Below are 15,986 nucleotides of genomic sequence, written 5' to 3' on the forward strand. Positions count from 1 at the left end.
ACTGGAAGACTGGCGGATCGGGGACGCTGATAACCTCCGGGCGGATGTGAAAACACCCGCGATTGAACGGCTCCTTTCCTTGCAATTCAAGACTTGCCTGCCACAGCCGCCGCGAGGCGGAAACATGATAGCCGAAGGGAAAGGACTCCCATATGTCGCAGACCGGTACGGTCAAATTCTTCAACACCGAGAAGGGCTTCGGGTTCATCAAGCCTGACAACGGTGGCGCTGACATCTTCGTGCATATTTCGGCCGTTCAGGCTTCGGGTCTTCCGGGGCTGACGGAAAACCAGAAAGTCGCCTACGACACCGAGCCGGACAAGCGCGGCAAGGGACCGAAGGCAGTCAATCTGGAAGTCACGGGCTAATCCCCCGCAGCGCCTCGCGCGCTGATTCGCACAACTCATTGTCGCGACCAGCTCGTGCCGGCCGCGCGTTTTTCCTTGCTGGCTGTTTGAACACCTTCCTTGGAGGTGTCTCAATCGAGCATTCGGCACAGGCTCCAGGTATCGCACCTTGGAGGACCCGCAGGGATTCCGGCGGGTCTTTTTCACGTTTGAGGCCCGGCGAGACCGTTTTTTCCAGTGGGCCGACGGCCGGCAGATGAACGGACGGCCGGATGTGGCGATCGGGTCGGTTTGGAGAGGGGTTCTGGCTCGCTTCATCTCGCACATGGCAGGCGAGCAACCCGCAGTCGATCACACAATTGCAAGTCGCCAAGATGCGGCAAGACCAAGCGACAGCTTCAATGTTATATCTATACCTTATTAATTGTTCCGCTGTTCCCCATGCTTACCACGCCACGAGCCCGAGCCGACATGGTGACAGCTTCGGCGCTCTTCCTTAATTTACGCGGATTCCGGGTCCCTCATCCACTTGGCTCTCGCGTTATGAGGCGTCCGGCTCAACCGCGCCGGGGCCGCCAGTCATGCGGGGAAACTCGACCGCGGCTCCTCACACGCCAGACGCTCGCCCCCCGCCGAAGTCTGGGTTCATCAACCTCCATGATTACGGCGCCGTAAATGAACACGACGTTGAAACAAGCGCCCAGCGGCCGATGGAGCGTTTACACCCCCAGCGGCACTTTCCATCGCCGTGTCGGTGGGTACGCTTTGCCGAGGCAAGGCTGGGCGAGGTTGAACGGTCTCAGGCGGCGCGCCCTCTCGCCGAATCGCCGAGCGTAGGATGCGCGCCAAAACGCGAGTACGCGCGATCGCCGCCGATCTTCTGGGCTCCCCTTCTCAAGAGCGGTGAATTCTTCCTTCGGCGTAGGCCCTGGTCCCTCGTCCAGGTCAGCAGTCGTGACGTCGGCAGGTAGACGCTCCCTGCGCGTTAACCTTTTCTTCAGCTATTGCTGGCCAGCCGCCCGGCCCCGCGTTAAGTCGAGGTTAACAAAGGCTTAACACGGCGGGTGCTGACATGTTTCGGATTTCCGCTGCCGTCATGGCCACGGCGGCTGCGCTTTCCCTCTCCCTCGTCCTGGCGGGCGCGGTCACGGCTCATGCCGAGGGCTTCAGCTCTCGCAGCAGCGCATCGGTCCACCACGGAAGAACGGTCGAGCGCCATCCCCTGCCCCGGTTCGCCCGACGTGGCGGCACAGCCATCTCCGACCTGCCGGCCTATCGCGATCTGCCCCATGCGGAGATCGCCTTTCGGCCGCACGGCTCCTTTGTCTCGATCCATCGCCGCCCCCCAAGCGCAAATCCGTTTGAGAGCCCGATCGTGATCATCGAAGACAGGAATCCAGCCGAAGCCGGCATCGCCTATCGCGGTGTCGACGAGGGCGACTGGACCCCGGCCTCGCTCGGCGCCCTGCCCCTCGAAGCCCCGTCGGCTCGCCCGCGGGCGACCCTTGGTCCCAAGATCATCGACGTCGAGACGGCGCGCCTGGATCGCAAACCGATCGGCCCGTCGGGCATCGACGTGATCGAGGCGGGCGGCGCCCGCATCATACGAATCGCGCCGGAATACAAGCACGACGCCAGGGTTGCCAGTATTACGGCAACGCCATCGGAGGCGCGGCAGCCTCCGGTTCCGGCTCCCGTCGTGCGCAACACGCCATTGCCCCGCCCCTATACGCCGCCGAGGCAGGCGAAAGCTCCGTCAGCGACCATCGCGACCGAGAAACCAGCTGCCGCTGAAACGGCTAGGAAAGAGGAAACCTGGATCGAGCCCTGGTCAAACGCCTGGCGCGAGCAGTGTGCGAAAGCCTACCCCAGCTTTGATCCCGATCTCGGCACCTATCGCGCCGGAGACGGCCGCCGCCGCTTCTGCACCGGCGTCTGAGCCGAGGCAGGCCGAAACCGAGGCAAAGGTCAGATGAGGAAGGGGTTGCTGCGGCGTTCCTCGCCGAGCCGACCACCCGGCCCGTGGCCGCAGATGAAGCCGATATCATCGCCAAGCGGCAGAACCTTCCCCTTGATGGAGGCGATCAGCGTCGCGTGGTCGCCGCCCGGCAGATCCGTGCGTCCGATCGAGCCGGAGAACAGAACGTCTCCCGCATGAAGGAAGCCGGCCTGCCGGTTGAAGAACACCACGTGCCCCGGCGCGTGACCGGGGCAGTGAAGCACCTCGAAGACGTGGTCCGCGAAACCGACCGTCTCGCCCTCGTCGAGCCAGCGATCCGGGAGCACGTTGCGGTATCCGGCGCCGACGCCGAACATCCTCGCCTGCTCCTCGATGCTATCCAGAAGGAAACGATCGGCCTCATGCGGCCCGATGATATCGACGCCGAGCCGTTCCTTGAGATCGGCCGCGCCGCCGGCATGATCGATGTGGCCATGGGTGAGCCAGATCGCCTGGACGGAGACGCCGGCGCTCTCGATCGCGTCCTCGATCCGCTCGACGTCGCCGCCCGGATCGACGATGACGCCGACCTTCTCGTCTTCGTCGAAGAGGAGGCAGCAGTTCTGCTGAAACGGCGTCACCGGAATGATATGGCCGTTGAGCCGCCCCATCGCTGCCTCCTTCGAAGTTCTTCGGTCTGGCTACTCCGCCGCCTCGGCCGTGGCAAGCTTCGGCGTGACCTCGGCCGTATAGGCCTCCATCATCTTGCGGCACATCTCGCCCGGCGTGAAGCGGTGCGGCCCGATCTCGGAGACCGGCGTCACCTCGGCGGCGGTGCCGGTCAGCCAGCACTCCGTGAAGCTATCCAGCTCCTCGGGAAGGATCGCCCGCTCCTGAACCTCGATGCCGCGCTCGCGCGCGAGCCGGATCACCGTCTGGCGCGTAATGCCGTTGAGGAAGCAGTCGGCTTCCGGCGTGTGGATGACGCCGTCCTTGGCAAAGAAGATGTTGGCGCTCGTCGCCTCGGCGACACGGCCGCGCCAGTCCAGCATCATGGCGTCGGAATAGCCCTTGGCCTCGGCCGCGTGCTTGGAGATGGTGCAGATCATGTAGAGGCCGGCGGCCTTGGCGCGCGAGGGTGCCGTCTTGGGATCGGGACGGCGGTACTCGGCCATGTCGAGACGAATGCCCTTCATCCGCTGCTCGATGGAGCCGTAGTAGCTCGGCCACTCCCAGATGGCGATGGCGAGATTGATGCGGTTGTGCTGGGCCGAGACGCCCATCATCTCGCTGCCGCGCCAGGCAACCGGGCGCACATAGGCGTCGGTAAAGCCCTGCCGCTTGAGAAGCTCGTTGCAGGCTTCATCGATCTCGTCAGCCGAGTAGGGAATCTGGAAGCCCAGCGCGCGGCCCGAGGCAATCAGGCGCTCGGTGTGAGCGCGAAGCTCGAAAATTCGCCCGCCATACGCCTTCTCGCCCTCGAATACCGCACTGGCGTAGTGCAGCCCGTGGGTGAGCACATGGATCTTGGCGTCCTTCCAGGGGACGAATTCGCCGTTGAACCAGATCTGTCCGTCGAGTTGATCGAATGGAACGCTGTTCATCGTTTTACCGCGCTTTACGCGCTCTCCTTGTCGCGAGGGTCTGCCGGGCCCAGGAAGGCCTGTTCCATCAGACGGCATTCGGTGTAACAATGATCGGGATATACGTCAACCGTACTGACCTATTTATGGAAGCTCCCCTCAATCAGCCCACCCCCGCACCCACCGGCGATGCCGACGTGGTAAGAGAGCCCCTGACTTCGGACGGGCCGATCGACTTCACGCTGATCGAACTCCTGTTCTTCAGCTACCGGGAGTTTACCGCCGACGCCGACATGCTGCTCGAACGCTATCATTTCGGGCGCGCGCACCATCGCGTCCTGCATTTCGTCAACCGCGATCCCGGCATGACCATTGCCGATCTGCTCGATCTCCTCCAGATCACCAAGCAGTCGCTGTCGCGGGTGCTGCGCCAGTTGATCGAAGGCGGCTTCGTGACGCAGCAGGCGGGAACCGACGACCGGCGCCAGCGCCACCTTTACCCCACGCCCGCCGGGCGCGCCTTGACGCTGGAGCTCTCCCGCGCTCAAGTCCGCCTGATCGAGGCGGCGAAAAAGGCGAGCGTGGCCTCGCACGAAGGGTTCGACATCGCCTCCGTGGCCGAGTTCCTGTTCCAGATGGCCATGGAGAGCGGATCGACACGGCGCTGGTACAAGAAGCAGGGAATCGGCGGAAAGGCATGCTATGACCCTGGCTGAGGACGACATCGAGCCGACACAGAGCGCTCTCGACGACGCGCCGCACCTGCTCGTCATCGATGACGACCGGCGCATTCGCACCCTCTTGTCGCGCTTCCTCTCCGAACGCTCCTTTCGCGTATCCACGGCAAGCGATGCCGCCGAGGCCAGGAAGATCCTCGCGGGGCTCCACTTCGACCTGCTGGTCGTCGACGTGATGATGCCGGGCGAAAGCGGGCTCGACCTGGTCAAAAGCCTTTCCGGCAAGATCGAAACGCCGATCCTCATGCTCACCGCGCGTTCAGAGACGGAGCAGCGCATCGAGGGTCTCGAGGCGGGGGCCGACGACTATCTGCCCAAGCCGTTCGATCCACGCGAGCTGCTGCTGCGGATCAACAACATCCTCAAGCGAGGGTCGCAGACCCCCATTCAGAAGGTCGAGCATGTTCGCTTCGGGCCATTCGCCTTTTCGCTGTCGCGGCGCGAATTGAAGCGCGGCAACGAGCTGATCCGCCTGACCGAGCGCGAGCAGGAGATCATGATGCAGTTTGCCGAAAAGGCGGGTGAGACGATCCCTCGCCACCTCCTTTTGACGGCGGACGGAGAGGTCGGGGAACGGACGGTCGACGTCCAGATCAACCGACTGCGGCGGAAAATCGAGGCCGATCCGGCCAATCCGCTTTGGTTGCAGACGGTGCGCGGCATCGGCTACCGCCTCAACATAGACTGACGGACGAGGAAGCGTGGCAGCGTTCCTCGATCGGCTGAAGTCATATGCTCCGCCGCGGCGGTGGCCGCGCCGGAGCGACTTGCCGCGCTGGCGTCCGCCGAAGGTCAACATCTGGCGCGGGCCGCTGAGACATCTGCCTCGGCGATTGTCGCGACTTTTGCCGAAGGGGCTTTATCCGCGATCGCTTATCATCATCATCGCGCCGATGGTGCTGCTCCAGTCGGTGGTCGCCTTCGTCTTCATGGAGCGCCACTGGCAGACGGTGACGCAGCGCCTGTCCACCGCCGTCGTGCGGGATATCGCGGCCATCATCGACGTCATCGATACCTATCCGCAGGATGCCGATTTCGCGCAGGTGGTGCGGATCGCCCGGGAGCGGCTGGACCTCAACGTCGCCGTTCTGCCGCTGGAGGCGCTGCCCGCTCCGGCGCCCAAGCCGTTTTTCAACATTCTCGACGGAATTCTCAGCGAGGAGATCACCAAGCAGATCGCCCGCCCATTCTGGATCGACACGGTCGGCAATTCCAAATTGGTGGAAATCCGTATCCTCCTCGACCACAACATGTTGAGGGTCTTCGCGCGGCGCAATTCGGCCTATGCCTCCAATACCCATATCTTCCTGATCTGGATGGTCGGCACGTCGCTGGTGCTGCTCACCATCGCCATTCTCTTCCTTCGCAATCAGATCCGGCCGATCCAGAAGCTTGCCGAGGCGGCCGAGGGTTTTGGCCGCGGTCAGCCGATGCCGCCCGACTTCAGGCCGCGCGGCGCCTCCGAGGTGCGGCGCGCCTCGCTCGCCTTCATCCAGATGCGCGACCGCATCGAGCGCCAGATCGAACAAAGAACGGCGATGCTCGCCGGCGTCAGTCATGACCTTCGCACAATCCTGACGCGCTTCCGCCTCCAGCTGGCCCTCGTCGGCAACGAGGAGGACCAGCGCGAGCTCAACGCCGACGTCGACGAGATGCAGCGGATGCTGGAGGGCTACCTCGCCTTCGCCAAAGGCGAGGGGGAGGAGGATGTGGCGGAGATCGACCTTGAAGCCGTCTTCGCCCGCTTCGCGAGCGAGGCGAAGCTCAAGGAAAAGAAGCTCGAAACCGATATCGTCGGCGACCCGCGCATCGTCGCGCGGCCCGACGCCTTCGCCCGTCTTCTCGGCAACCTCGTCGCCAACGCCATGCGACACGGCGACCATGTCAGCGTCATCGCCAAGCATGAAGGGCGCTGGCTGACCATCACGGTGGAAGACGACGGACCGGGAATCGCGGCGGAGCAGCGCGAGGAGGTGTTCAAGCCTTTCGTGCGCCTCGATACAGCCCGCAACATCGATGCCGGCGGCACGGGGCTAGGCCTGTCCATCGCCCGCGATATCGCCCGCTCCCACGGCGGCGACATTCTCCTCTCCGACTCCGAGCTCGGCGGCCTCAGGGCCATGGTGCGAATTCCGGCATAGCCACGCCATCGCTGGCCACGCTTGAGCCATGCCGCCGAATCCCGCAAAATGGCGAGCCACGTTAGCGTCAACCTGATGGACCTGAGCCACCCCTCAATGGCTGCGCTCAGCAGACGGCAGCGATGCCATCTTCGGTTATATGCAATTACCTGAAGTTGACGCGCAAGTTTCCAACAACCTAAGCCTGAAAAACAAGAAGGGAGCCCTACAGCTCTGATTCACTCATACTCGGCGGAGTAGTTCTTGCTCAAATCCGTATCTGCACATCTTGCCGTTGCGGCATCTCTCTTTTCGTCCTCCGCGTTGGCTGCAACCGGAACGATCACCTTCAGTGGCACCGTTGGCGCGGCATGCACACTCACGGTCGTCAATTCGAGCGGGACGATGACGGCCAGTTCCACGATGCAGAGCCTCAGCTCGAAGAACCCCGGCGGGACTCCGGGCGTCGTCACAGTGACCACCACCGGCGGCGTCAATCTCAGCATCGATCCACCCGCCGGCATCACCGCTCCTGTCGGCGATGCGTCGACGACCACTTGGCTGCCGACCTACAGTGTCTCCGGGGCTTCCAACGTCGCGGAAACTTCGACGGCCAGTGCCTTGTCCGCCGCGGGCTCCAGTACGGTCAACGTCAACCTGACCGGCAGCAAGACAGGCGCGGCCACATTCGCGGCGGGTGCCTACGCGGCCACCCTCACCCTCCGCTGCGAACCATGACGATAACCGCGCGTCTCCTGACAAGGAGGGAGGTTTTGGCGCTGTCGATTCTTATGGCCATCGCCACCGATGCCGCGCCGCAGTCCATGACCCCTATGCGAGACGAAATCAAAAGCTTCTCCGACGCGTTCGCGGTGCGTGTCTATCCATCCAATCCCTACAGCCACCGCATCAAAATCGAAATGAAAGTCTACGATCAGGCTTTCGCGGAAATTCCGGCAAACATTGCTCCAAAAGAGTTCACTCTCGGGAGCAACGGCTCTCGTTCGGTCACGGTGATCGTCCCCTTCAACGGATCGAATGAGCGCAAGGTCCGAATCTGTACCGAGAGTATCCCCTTTCCCAATCAGCAAACTCAGATCCGGACACAGATATGCGGCAATTTCTTGGGCAGCGGCTGTCCTACTGATCGGAGCTCCTGCCATCGCGGGACCGGTCGGCACGGCGAGGGCCGAGGACGTCTACTATCTCAACCAAAGTCAAAGCGGCTTCAATCTGCCCGGCGTTTCGCTGCCACAGGGCCAGGATGAGGTTCATGCGGCCGACGGCACGACATGCCGCTCGGCGGTCGGCGGCTCCGGCGCCTATCTCGATATCGGCGCCATCAACAGCGGCAAGTCGAGCGGTGATATCGCCACTTACGGGCGCATTGTTATTCCCATCGGTCGAAAGTCGTCGCGCCTGAACTGCGACGAACTCTACCGCCTTGAGGTGGAAAGACTGAAGATGGAGCTCGAACTGCTGAAGATGGGGATGCGCGCCGACACAACAGTGAACATGCCGCAACCAGCCAAAGTCGCGCAGTCGAACGTTGCGCCGGCACCGGCGCCCCGCGCGAACGCTGATTGGGCCAAGGAAGGCTGGTCCAATGGGCGGTAGGGCAAGAGCCCCTTCACCCCTATCGATCGCGATCGTCGGGCTTGTCACTCTGCTGGCTTCTATTCCACCACCGCAGGCGAAAGCAGCAGCAGGAAGTTGCACGATCGTCGTCAATTCCTCGGGCGTTCTCACGCCCGATGCCAATCTGACCTCTCTCAGTACGAACAACCCGGGGGGGCGCCCCGCCTCGGCAACCATCACCGCCATGGCCAGCGGAACCCTGCCTGGGCTGGTCTGCTCCGTCGGCTTGCCACTGAACTGCTTTTCCGTGTCCGTCACGGCGCCTTCCGGCTTCAACAGCGCGCCATCTGGAATGACGGGCACCGCGACCTTCCAGCCAAACGTGCGGCTGGCCAGCGGGTCCAGCTTTCTGAACCTTGTCTCACTGGTCGTCCTCAACGGGACATCGACCGTCAACTTCGACCTGACCGCGCAGACCTCGATGGGCGTCTTCCGGGCTGGGAATTATCAGGTGCAGGAGACCGTGCGCTGCGAGTAAGGCGAGCGCCCCCGCCGGTCAGAACATTCTGGCGCCATTCGGCACGGCCTGGGAGGGGTTAAGAAGGACGACGTTGCCGTTCTCGTCGGGCACGCCGAGCGTCAGCACCTCGGACATGAAAGGGCCGATCTGGCGCGGCGGAAAGTTCACCACCGCCATGACCTGCCGCCCCACGAGTTCATCGAGGGCGTAATGCACGGTGATCTGTGCCGAACTCTTGCGGACCCCGATCTCCGGGCCGAAATCGATGGCGAGGCGGTAGGCCGGCTTCCTCGCCTTCTCGAAAGGCTCCGCAGAAACGATTGTCCCGGCTCGAATGTCGACCTTGAGGAAATCCTCGAAGGCGATTCGCGGTTCGGTCGAGGCGCTATCCATTTCCGGCCTATTCCCGCGAAAGCTCTTCGGAGCGCGCCTTGGCGGCCGCGATGGCATCCACCATCAACGCCTTAAGGCCGCCTTCGGCCATCAGCACGTTAAGCGCCGCGAGCGTCGTCCCGTTGGGCGAGGTCACGTTCTGGCGCAGCTTGGCCGGCGTTTCCTCGGATCGGATCATCAGCTCGCCCGCCCCGGCAACCGTGTGACGGGCAAGGCGCATGGCGAGCGCCGGATCGAGCCCCGCCGCCACGCCCGCCTCGGCAAGCGCCTCGGCGAGCAGGAAGACATAGGCCGGTCCGCCGCCGGAGAGCGCGGTCACGGCATTGATCTGATCCTCGGCCGCCAGCCATTCCACCGGGCCGCAGGCGGAAAGCAGAGATTCCGCCGCCCGCCGCTGCGCCGCGCTCGCCCGCTCGTTGGCAAAGCAGCCAGTGATGCCCCGGCCGATGAGAGCCGGCGTGTTGGGCATGGCCCGAACGGTGGGATGTTGCCCCAGATGCCCTTCGATGAAGGCAATCGTCGTGCCCGCCGCGATGGAGACGACCAACGTCTCCTCTTTCAGAACCGGCGCAAGACCGGGCAGAACGGTTGCCATCATCTGAGGCTTGATGGCGAGGATGACGATATCGAACGTCGCCGCCGGAACCTCGGTCACATGATGAACGCCACGCTCGGTGAAGGCGGCGACGGTCGCCCCCGGCTTCGGGTCGAGCATCGTGACGCGACCTGGCTCGATGCCCGCCGCCATCCAGCCGGAAAGAAGCGCCCCACCCATATTGCCGGCGCCCACCAGCAGAACCGTTCCAAGCTCGCCCGCAGTCATGGTTCAGGCCTCGCCCACCGTCTCGAAGATCGTGCACATCATCGCATCCTCGGCGCTCTTGTTCGCCCAGACGACGAACTGGAGGGCCTGGAAATACTTCTCGCAGGACTCGAGCCCGAGAGCCATGAGCCGTTCCGCCTGCTCGCTGCTCGGCTGAAGGCCGCCGCAAAGCAGCAGGGTGTGGCGATACATGATCGCCCCCTCCTGGGACCAAAGATCGAAATGGCCGATGAGAAGCTGTTCGTTGATCCTCGACAGCAGACGCAACACCTCGGTGCGCCGTGCCGGAGGCACCTTCATCTCGAAGGCGCAGGCCAGATGCAGGGCCTCGCAGTCCTCGAGCCAGGAAATCGAAACCGAATAGTCGGTCCACACTCCCTTGACCGAAAGAGCGATTTCATCATCGCACGACCGCTCAAACGACCAATCGCGCAAAGATGCCACCAATTCAACGACATCCACCGGGTGGATATGCCGTTCCTGGCGAAGTTCATGAAGACCCATCGACCAACCTTAGCTCCCTCGTGCCGCAAGCGGACGGGATCGGCCAGCAAACCGACCGATCCTGTCCAGACGCCTCTTGCAAGCCGAGGCGTCCGCTTCGGGCGACGCGTCCGCCGCGACGAATCACCCTTAAGAATCAGTGTATAGACGCCGATTCTCCGGCTTAAGGGGGGTAAGAAAATTTTAACGGTTCGGTGGATCAAGGCGGCGGGCGGAGGAGCGCCTTCCTCTCGGTAAACGACTCCTGGACCAGGGTTTTTTGCCCGCCGGTCGCCTATGGATTACGGCGCCGAAAGCTGTGGACGGCCTGTGGACAGCCTTATTCGGCGCCCTGCGATCCCGCGAGTTTGGCCTCGAGCTCGCTGACGCGCTTCTTAAGCGCCTCGTTTTCCGCGCGCGCCTTCATCGCCATGTCACGAACGGCATCGAACTCCTCGCGCTGAACCACGTCGAGCTGATTGAGCAGACGCTCGCCCTGGGCGCGAACGGCCGTCTCCATCTCGCGCCGGACACCCTGCGCCGCGCCGGCGGCGTCGGTCACGAGGCGAGCGAACTCGTCGAGGAGGCGGTTGGGGGCTCGGTTGGTGGTCATGGCGAAGGGCTCCGGCGCTATCGTTTGGATGCCTTGACGTAGGCGCCGCGGCCCGCCTTGGCAATGGCGCGTCGGCGCGCGCGCCGTCTCCCCCAACGATGGCGGCTTGACCCTTGGGCGCCGCCACGCCAAGTTCCGCCCGCTTCCGACCCGCCGGCTCCGACCCTGGCCGAAGGGCCTTTTAAGGGAAACGGCGAGTATTCCTGCCATGCCTCCATCAAGCCTTTTCGCGATCCTCGCCTATCCTGAGATCGACCCCGTCTTCCTGCAGATCGGCCCGCTGGCCTTGCGCTGGTACGGTCTGGCCTATGTCGCCGGCATCCTGCTCGGCTGGTTCTATGGCCGGCACCTCGCGTCGAACCCGAGGCTTTGGCCGGGCGGCGTTTCGCCGATCACCGCCGAGGACATCGACGACTTCATCCTGTGGATCACGCTCGGCATCATCCTTGGCGGCAGGCTCGGCTCGGTGCTCTTCTATGACCTGCCTCGCTATGTCGAAGATCCGCTCGCCATCTTCCAGGTCTGGCAAGGCGGCATGTCCTTCCATGGCGGACTGATCGGCGTCGTTCTGGCGATGCTCCTTTTCACCTATCGCAAGCGCCTGCCCCTTTTCAGCCTCATCGATATCGTCGCGGCCTCCGTTCCCTTCGGCCTGTTCTTCGGCCGCATCGCCAACTTCATCAACGGCGAACTCTGGGGGGCTCCGAGCGAAGTGCCCTGGGCCATGGTTTTTCCAACCGGCGGCCCCTTCCCGCGCCATCCGAGCCAGCTCTACGAGGCGCTGCTCGAGGGTGTCGTACTCTTCCTCGTGCTCCGCCTGCTCACCCATCATTTCAAGGCGCTCTCGCGCCCGCGCCTCGTCGGTAGCGTCTTTCTGGGCCTCTATGGCTGCTTCCGCATCTTCGTCGAATTCTTCCGCATGCCCGACCCCCAGCTCGGCTATCTCTATGGCGGCTGGCTGACCATGGGCATGGTGCTTTCGACGCCGATGCTCCTCATCGCCCTCTGGGGCATCCTGACCGCCAAGCCCCGGTCCTATGCGCCCAAGGACGGCGCGGCGGGGACCGTCGTTCAGCCATGACGCCCCTGGGCCAGCGGATCGCCGCCCTCATCGACGAACAAGGACCGATCTCGCTCGAGACCTACTGGTCGATGGCCCTCTACGATCGCCAAGGCGGCTACTACATGGCGAGGATGCCTTTCGGCCGCGAAGGCGACTTCATCACCGCGCCCGAGATCAGCCAGATGTTCGGCGAACTCCTCGGCGCCTGGATGGTCGCGGCCTGGCGCGGGCTCGGGGCTCCCGCCCCCTTCATCTTCGCAGAGATCGGTCCGGGACGCGGCACACTGATGGCCGACATGCTGCGCACGGCGCGCAAGCTCGAACCGGACTTTGCCAAGGCGGCGCGCGTCCACATGATCGAGGTCAGCGACCGCCTCGCCGACGTCCAGATGGCAACGCTGGATCGCCTGGATCTTCCGGTCTCGCGCGTTCGCGCGCTCGGCGAACTGCCGGAAGGCCCGCTTCTCCTCGTCGGCAACGAGCTCTTCGACGCCCTGCCCATCCGCCAGTTTATCCACGACGGAAGCGAATGGCGCGAGCAGAGAATCGGCCGAAGCCAGGATGGGCTTGCCTTCGTCGCCTGCCCGCTCGACACGGAGGATGCGGCATGGCTCACGGCGCTTCCCGGCCTGCCCCCTCCCTCGGCCGGAACGATCCTGGAGATGTCGCCGGCGCGAACGGCCCTCGCCCATAGCGTGGCGCGGAGGCTGGCGGCGGCAAGCGGCGCGGCGCTGTTCATCGACTACGGCCATGGCGGCCTCGCCTATGGCGACACGTTCCAGGCGATCAGCAGACATGAGCGCGCCGATCCTCTTGCCGAGCCCGGCGAGGCGGACCTGACGAGCCATGTCGAGTTCGGCTCGCTGGCGCGGGCGATGCAGGCGGGCGGCCTCGCCGTCGCGCCGCTTGCCAACCAGGGCGATTTTCTCCTTTCCCTAGGGCTCCTCGAACGCGCCGGAGCACTGGGCGCAGGACGCTCGGCCGCCGAGCAGGCCGCCATCGTCGCCGCCGCCGAGCGGCTGGCCGGCAGTGCCGCCGGCCAGATGGGCTCTATCTTCAAGGTCCTCGCGGCGGCCTCCAGGCCGCTCCCCCTGCCGCCCTTCATCAAAACGGGTGCCGATTGACTTCGCCTTCTCCCTCCACCACCATCCGCGCCATGGACGATCGGCCAACCGCCTCCGGTTCAGCGCTGGCGCCCGACGACGTCGTCATGAACGACGCCCTGTCGGGGTCCGGCAGAGTCGCACATGCATTCTTCACGCGGCTCGGCGGCGTCTCCACCGGCATCTATCGCGGGCTCAATGTCGGCTTCGGCTCCAAGGACGAGCGAGCGTCGGTTCGCGAGAATCGTGATCGCGCCATGGCCTTTCTCGGCACGACGCTCGAAGTGGCGACGCCCTGGCAGGTTCATTCCCCCGACGTCATCATCGTCGATCAGCCGCTGCCGGCGGAACGCCCCAAGGCGGACGGCGTCGTCACCTCGACGCCGGGGCTCGCCGTCGGCGTGGTCACGGCCGATTGCGGCCCTGTGCTCTTTTCGGATGCCGAGGCGGGGGTCGTCGGCGCCGCCCATTCGGGCTGGCGCGGAGCGCTTTCCGGCGTTTTGGAGGCGACCATCGCGGCCATGGAACAGCGTGGCGCAAGGCGGGATCGGATCGTCGCCTGCCTCGGCCCGACGATCACGCAAGCCAATTACGAAGTCGGCGCCGAGATGGAAGCCGCCTTCGCCGAGCGGGACGCGGACTACGCCCGCTTCTTCGCCCCCGGACGATCGCCGGAGAAGCGCCAGTTCGATCTGCCGGGCCTCGTGCTCGCCCGCATCGCCAGCGCCGGCGTCCAGGCGAGCTTTACCGGCCATTGCACCTATGCCGACGAGCGCCGATTCTTTTCCTTCCGGCGTACCACTCATCGCCAGGAGCTCGACTACGGTCGCCAGCTCTCCGCGATTATGCTGAAGTTTTGAGATCAAGATGCTGCACTTCGTACCCGACGAATTTCAGACTCGAAAAGAGGCGCTCATGGCCGGAATGGCCGAGCGCAAGCTGGACGCCATCCTCCTGTTCGCGCAGGAGTCGATGTACTGGCTGACCGGCTACGACACCTTCGGCTTCTGCTTTTTCCAGTGCCTAGCGCTGAAGGCGGACGGCGAGATGCGACTGCTCACCCGCTCGGCCGACCTGCGCCAGGCACGCGCCACCTCCAACATCGAAACCGTGGTCGTCTGGCGGCACCGGTTGAACGCCGATCCGGCGATGGATCTGCGCGACATGCTGGACGATATGGAGCTTCTTGGGGCGCGCATTGGCGTCGAGTGGGCGACCCATGGCCTGACGGCGGCCAACGGGCGCGCCGTAGAACAACGACTCGGCTCTTTCGCCACGCTGATCGACGCCTCCGATTTGGTTCCCCTCCTTCGAATGATCAAAAGCCCGGCCGAGATCGCCTATATGCGCGAGGCGGCGGACCTTGCCGACCGGGCCTTCGAGGCGACCCTTCCGCTGGTGCGGCCCGGCGTCAACGAGGCGGCGATCCTCCACGCGCTCCAGGGCACCATCCTCGCCGAGGGCGGAGACTATCCCGCCAATCCCTTCGTCGTCGGCTCGGGGCCCTACGCACTTCTCAGCCGGTATACGTCAGGGCGCCGCACCCTCGAGGCCCAGGATCAGCTCACCCTGGAATGGGCCGGCGTCAAGGCACAGTACCACGTGCCCTCGATGCGCACGATCATCATCGGCAAGCCGACGCAGCGCCATGAGGAACTCTATGCCGCGACGCGCGAAGCCCTGACGGCGGCCGAAGAAGTGCTGCGCCCCGATCATACGTTCGGCGAGGTGTTCGACGTTCATGCGGCGGTTCTGGAAGCCCACGATTTGGCGCGCCACCGCCTCAGCACCGCCGGCTATGCCGTGGGCGCGCGTTTCGCGCCGACATGGATGGATCGGCCGATGTTCGTCACCGGTTCGACGCGCCCCATCCTGCCGAACATGACGGTCTTCGTTCACATGGTCATCATGGATTCGGACAGCGGCACGGCGATGTCGATCGGACGGACCTATCTGACCACGACGACGGACCCCGAGCCCCTGTCGCGCCTGCCGCTCGACCTGATGGTCGTTGAGGGCTGAGGGCCACATCGGACAGACGGTGCGGCCCCCTTGGAGAAGGGCGGCGCCGGTGAGGTTTCAGGATCGTCAAGACGGGGGACCGGGTGGGATGCAGTGGCGCGCCATGCGGAGCGAGGACATTCCGGCGGTCAAGGCGATGGCGGACGAGGTCCACATCGCCTATCCCGAGGATGAGGCCATCTTCGCTGAGCGCCTGTCGCTGTTTTCGGAAGGCTGCTTCCTTCTGGAGGACGTGGAAGGACGGCCCCAGGGCTACCTGATCAACCATCCCTGGATTCTGGGGCATATCCCGCCGCTCAACTCGCTTCTCATGGCGATCCCGGAGCCGGCATCGACCCACTACATTCACGATCTGGCGCTGCTCGAAGCCGCACGAGGCTGCCATCACGGCGCGCGAATCGTCGAGGACGTCGCGCAGCTTGCGGCCGACCGGGGATTTTCCTCCGTCAGCCTGGTCGCGGTGAACGGCTCCGGCGCGTTCTGGCAGCGCCGGTCGTTCAGGATTTATCAGGATATCTCTCTCAACGATAAGCTCGTGAGCTACGGCGACGGCGCCAGATATATGATCCGGGACCTGTGATTTGACGAGCAACGGCGGTTTCGAGGCAATTGGTCGCTGCGCACGCTGCGGCGCGATACTTTGCGGGCGCCGACACAAAGAA

General features: G+C 64.3%; 19 protein-coding genes. 13 read left to right on the plus strand and 6 right to left on the minus strand.

Annotated elements, in window-relative coordinates; all coding sequences use genetic code 11:
* Positions 1 to 152 precede the first annotated feature (152 nt).
* Together B5D38_RS07015 and B5D38_RS07020 are read left to right on the plus strand one after the other, a co-directional pair.
* The gene (locus B5D38_RS07015; RefSeq protein ID WP_078707690.1) at positions 153 to 368 is read left to right on the plus strand and encodes a cold-shock protein; all 216 of its coding nucleotides are present in this window, start codon (positions 153 to 155) and stop codon (positions 366 to 368) included.
* 1,051 nt (positions 369 to 1,419) lie between these two features.
* On the plus strand, positions 1,420 to 2,286 hold the full coding sequence (locus tag B5D38_RS07020; RefSeq protein ID WP_078707691.1) for a BA14K family protein: 867 nt from the start codon (positions 1,420 to 1,422) through the stop codon (positions 2,284 to 2,286).
* A 29-nt stretch (positions 2,287 to 2,315) separates the two neighbouring features.
* Here B5D38_RS07020 and B5D38_RS07025 read toward each other — a convergent pair whose 3' ends face one another.
* Together B5D38_RS07025 and B5D38_RS07030 are read right to left on the minus strand one after the other, a co-directional pair.
* On the minus strand, positions 2,316 to 2,957 hold the full coding sequence (locus B5D38_RS07025; RefSeq protein ID WP_078707692.1) for an MBL fold metallo-hydrolase: 642 nt from the start codon (positions 2,955 to 2,957) through the stop codon (positions 2,316 to 2,318).
* A 30-nt stretch (positions 2,958 to 2,987) separates the two neighbouring features.
* Entirely contained in the window at positions 2,988 to 3,890 is a 903-nt protein-coding gene (locus B5D38_RS07030; RefSeq protein WP_078707693.1) for a branched-chain amino acid aminotransferase, read from the minus strand.
* Positions 3,891 to 4,015: 125 nt separating this feature from the next.
* Between B5D38_RS07030 and B5D38_RS07035 the strand changes: the two genes are divergently transcribed.
* The 6 genes from B5D38_RS07035 to B5D38_RS21995 all read left to right on the plus strand — a co-directional run bounded on the left by B5D38_RS07035 (position 4,016) and on the right by B5D38_RS21995 (position 8,842).
* Positions 4,016 to 4,585 (plus strand): MarR family winged helix-turn-helix transcriptional regulator, encoded by a 570-nt coding sequence (locus B5D38_RS07035; RefSeq protein WP_078707694.1) that lies wholly within the window; start codon positions 4,016 to 4,018, stop codon positions 4,583 to 4,585.
* Positions 4,572 to 5,294, plus strand: coding sequence for a response regulator (locus B5D38_RS07040; protein ID WP_078707695.1), 723 nt, complete (start codon positions 4,572 to 4,574; stop codon positions 5,292 to 5,294). Before B5D38_RS07035 ends, B5D38_RS07040 begins: the two co-directional genes overlap by 14 nt.
* 79 nt (positions 5,295 to 5,373) lie before the next feature.
* Entirely contained in the window at positions 5,374 to 6,747 is a 1,374-nt protein-coding gene (locus B5D38_RS07045) for an ATP-binding protein (RefSeq protein WP_425349317.1), read from the plus strand.
* A gap of 243 nt (positions 6,748 to 6,990) precedes the next feature.
* Complete coding sequence (locus B5D38_RS07050) at positions 6,991 to 7,464, plus strand: hypothetical protein (protein ID WP_078707696.1); 474 nt, start codon at positions 6,991 to 6,993, stop codon at positions 7,462 to 7,464.
* Positions 7,465 to 7,764: 300 nt separating this feature from the next.
* Positions 7,765 to 8,343, plus strand: coding sequence for a hypothetical protein (locus B5D38_RS07060; protein ID WP_342587349.1), 579 nt, complete (start codon positions 7,765 to 7,767; stop codon positions 8,341 to 8,343).
* On the plus strand, positions 8,333 to 8,842 hold the full coding sequence (locus tag B5D38_RS21995) for a hypothetical protein (RefSeq protein WP_131829876.1): 510 nt from the start codon (positions 8,333 to 8,335) through the stop codon (positions 8,840 to 8,842). Before B5D38_RS07060 ends, B5D38_RS21995 begins: the two co-directional genes overlap by 11 nt.
* 18 nt (positions 8,843 to 8,860) lie before the next feature.
* On the opposite strand, the gene B5D38_RS07070 is transcribed toward B5D38_RS21995, so the two are convergent.
* The 4 genes from B5D38_RS07070 to B5D38_RS07085 form a co-directional block, all read right to left on the minus strand.
* Entirely contained in the window at positions 8,861 to 9,217 is a 357-nt protein-coding gene (locus B5D38_RS07070; protein ID WP_078707698.1) for a tRNA-binding protein, read from the minus strand.
* A 7-nt stretch (positions 9,218 to 9,224) separates the two neighbouring features.
* Complete coding sequence (gene proC / locus B5D38_RS07075; RefSeq protein ID WP_078707699.1) at positions 9,225 to 10,040, minus strand: pyrroline-5-carboxylate reductase; 816 nt, start codon at positions 10,038 to 10,040, stop codon at positions 9,225 to 9,227.
* Positions 10,041 to 10,043: 3 nt separating this feature from the next.
* Positions 10,044 to 10,544, minus strand: a complete 501-nt coding sequence (locus B5D38_RS07080; protein ID WP_078707700.1) for a type III secretion system chaperone family protein — start codon at positions 10,542 to 10,544, stop codon at positions 10,044 to 10,046.
* A 319-nt stretch (positions 10,545 to 10,863) separates the two neighbouring features.
* Positions 10,864 to 11,136, minus strand: coding sequence for an accessory factor UbiK family protein (locus B5D38_RS07085; RefSeq protein WP_078707701.1), 273 nt, complete (start codon positions 11,134 to 11,136; stop codon positions 10,864 to 10,866).
* Between the two features lie 208 nt (positions 11,137 to 11,344).
* On the opposite strand from B5D38_RS07085, the gene lgt reads away from it, so the two are divergent.
* The 5 genes from lgt to B5D38_RS07110 all read left to right on the plus strand — a co-directional run bounded on the left by lgt (position 11,345) and on the right by B5D38_RS07110 (position 15,904).
* Positions 11,345 to 12,217, plus strand: a complete 873-nt coding sequence (gene lgt, locus B5D38_RS07090; RefSeq protein WP_078707702.1) for a prolipoprotein diacylglyceryl transferase — start codon at positions 11,345 to 11,347, stop codon at positions 12,215 to 12,217.
* Entirely contained in the window at positions 12,214 to 13,323 is a 1,110-nt protein-coding gene (locus tag B5D38_RS07095) for a class I SAM-dependent methyltransferase (protein WP_078707703.1), read from the plus strand. The genes lgt and B5D38_RS07095 overlap by 4 nt, the downstream gene beginning before the upstream one ends.
* 32 nt (positions 13,324 to 13,355) lie before the next feature.
* Positions 13,356 to 14,162, plus strand: a complete 807-nt coding sequence (gene pgeF / locus B5D38_RS07100; protein WP_078707906.1) for a peptidoglycan editing factor PgeF — start codon at positions 13,356 to 13,358, stop codon at positions 14,160 to 14,162.
* Positions 14,163 to 14,169: 7 nt separating this feature from the next.
* Positions 14,170 to 15,324, plus strand: a complete 1,155-nt coding sequence (locus B5D38_RS07105) for a M24 family metallopeptidase (RefSeq protein ID WP_078707704.1) — start codon at positions 14,170 to 14,172, stop codon at positions 15,322 to 15,324.
* 88 nt (positions 15,325 to 15,412) lie between these two features.
* Positions 15,413 to 15,904, plus strand: coding sequence for a GNAT family N-acetyltransferase (locus B5D38_RS07110; RefSeq protein WP_078707705.1), 492 nt, complete (start codon positions 15,413 to 15,415; stop codon positions 15,902 to 15,904).
* The last annotated feature ends 82 nt before the right edge of the window (positions 15,905 to 15,986 follow it).

This window comes from Consotaella salsifontis, assembly GCF_900167365.1.
GTDB classification, from domain to species: Bacteria; Pseudomonadota; Alphaproteobacteria; order Rhizobiales; family Rhizobiaceae; genus Consotaella; species Consotaella salsifontis.

Excerpts from the sequence above, each read along its gene's own strand:
- B5D38_RS07015 (WP_078707690.1), top strand. The coding sequence starts at position 153 with ATGTCGCAGACCGGTACGGTCAAATTCTTCAACACCGAGAAGGGCTTC.
- B5D38_RS07020 (WP_078707691.1), top strand. The coding sequence starts at position 1,420 with ATGTTTCGGATTTCCGCTGCCGTCATGGCCACGGCGGCTGCGCTTTCC.
- B5D38_RS07025 (WP_078707692.1), bottom strand. The coding sequence starts at position 2,957 with ATGGGGCGGCTCAACGGCCATATCATTCCGGTGACGCCGTTTCAGCAG.
- B5D38_RS07030 (WP_078707693.1), bottom strand. The coding sequence starts at position 3,890 with ATGAACAGCGTTCCATTCGATCAACTCGACGGACAGATCTGGTTCAAC.
- B5D38_RS07035 (WP_078707694.1), top strand. The coding sequence starts at position 4,016 with ATGGAAGCTCCCCTCAATCAGCCCACCCCCGCACCCACCGGCGATGCC.
- B5D38_RS07040 (WP_078707695.1), top strand. The coding sequence starts at position 4,572 with ATGACCCTGGCTGAGGACGACATCGAGCCGACACAGAGCGCTCTCGAC.
- B5D38_RS07060 (WP_342587349.1), top strand. The coding sequence starts at position 7,765 with ATGAGCGCAAGGTCCGAATCTGTACCGAGAGTATCCCCTTTCCCAATC.
- B5D38_RS21995 (WP_131829876.1), top strand. The coding sequence starts at position 8,333 with ATGGGCGGTAGGGCAAGAGCCCCTTCACCCCTATCGATCGCGATCGTC.
- B5D38_RS07070 (WP_078707698.1), bottom strand. The coding sequence starts at position 9,217 with ATGGATAGCGCCTCGACCGAACCGCGAATCGCCTTCGAGGATTTCCTC.
- proC (WP_078707699.1), bottom strand. The coding sequence starts at position 10,040 with ATGACTGCGGGCGAGCTTGGAACGGTTCTGCTGGTGGGCGCCGGCAAT.
- B5D38_RS07080 (WP_078707700.1), bottom strand. The coding sequence starts at position 10,544 with ATGGGTCTTCATGAACTTCGCCAGGAACGGCATATCCACCCGGTGGAT.
- B5D38_RS07085 (WP_078707701.1), bottom strand. The coding sequence starts at position 11,136 with ATGACCACCAACCGAGCCCCCAACCGCCTCCTCGACGAGTTCGCTCGC.
- lgt (WP_078707702.1), top strand. The coding sequence starts at position 11,345 with ATGCCTCCATCAAGCCTTTTCGCGATCCTCGCCTATCCTGAGATCGAC.
- B5D38_RS07095 (WP_078707703.1), top strand. The coding sequence starts at position 12,214 with ATGACGCCCCTGGGCCAGCGGATCGCCGCCCTCATCGACGAACAAGGA.
- pgeF (WP_078707906.1), top strand. The coding sequence starts at position 13,356 with ATGGACGATCGGCCAACCGCCTCCGGTTCAGCGCTGGCGCCCGACGAC.
- B5D38_RS07105 (WP_078707704.1), top strand. The coding sequence starts at position 14,170 with ATGCTGCACTTCGTACCCGACGAATTTCAGACTCGAAAAGAGGCGCTC.
- B5D38_RS07110 (WP_078707705.1), top strand. The coding sequence starts at position 15,413 with ATGCAGTGGCGCGCCATGCGGAGCGAGGACATTCCGGCGGTCAAGGCG.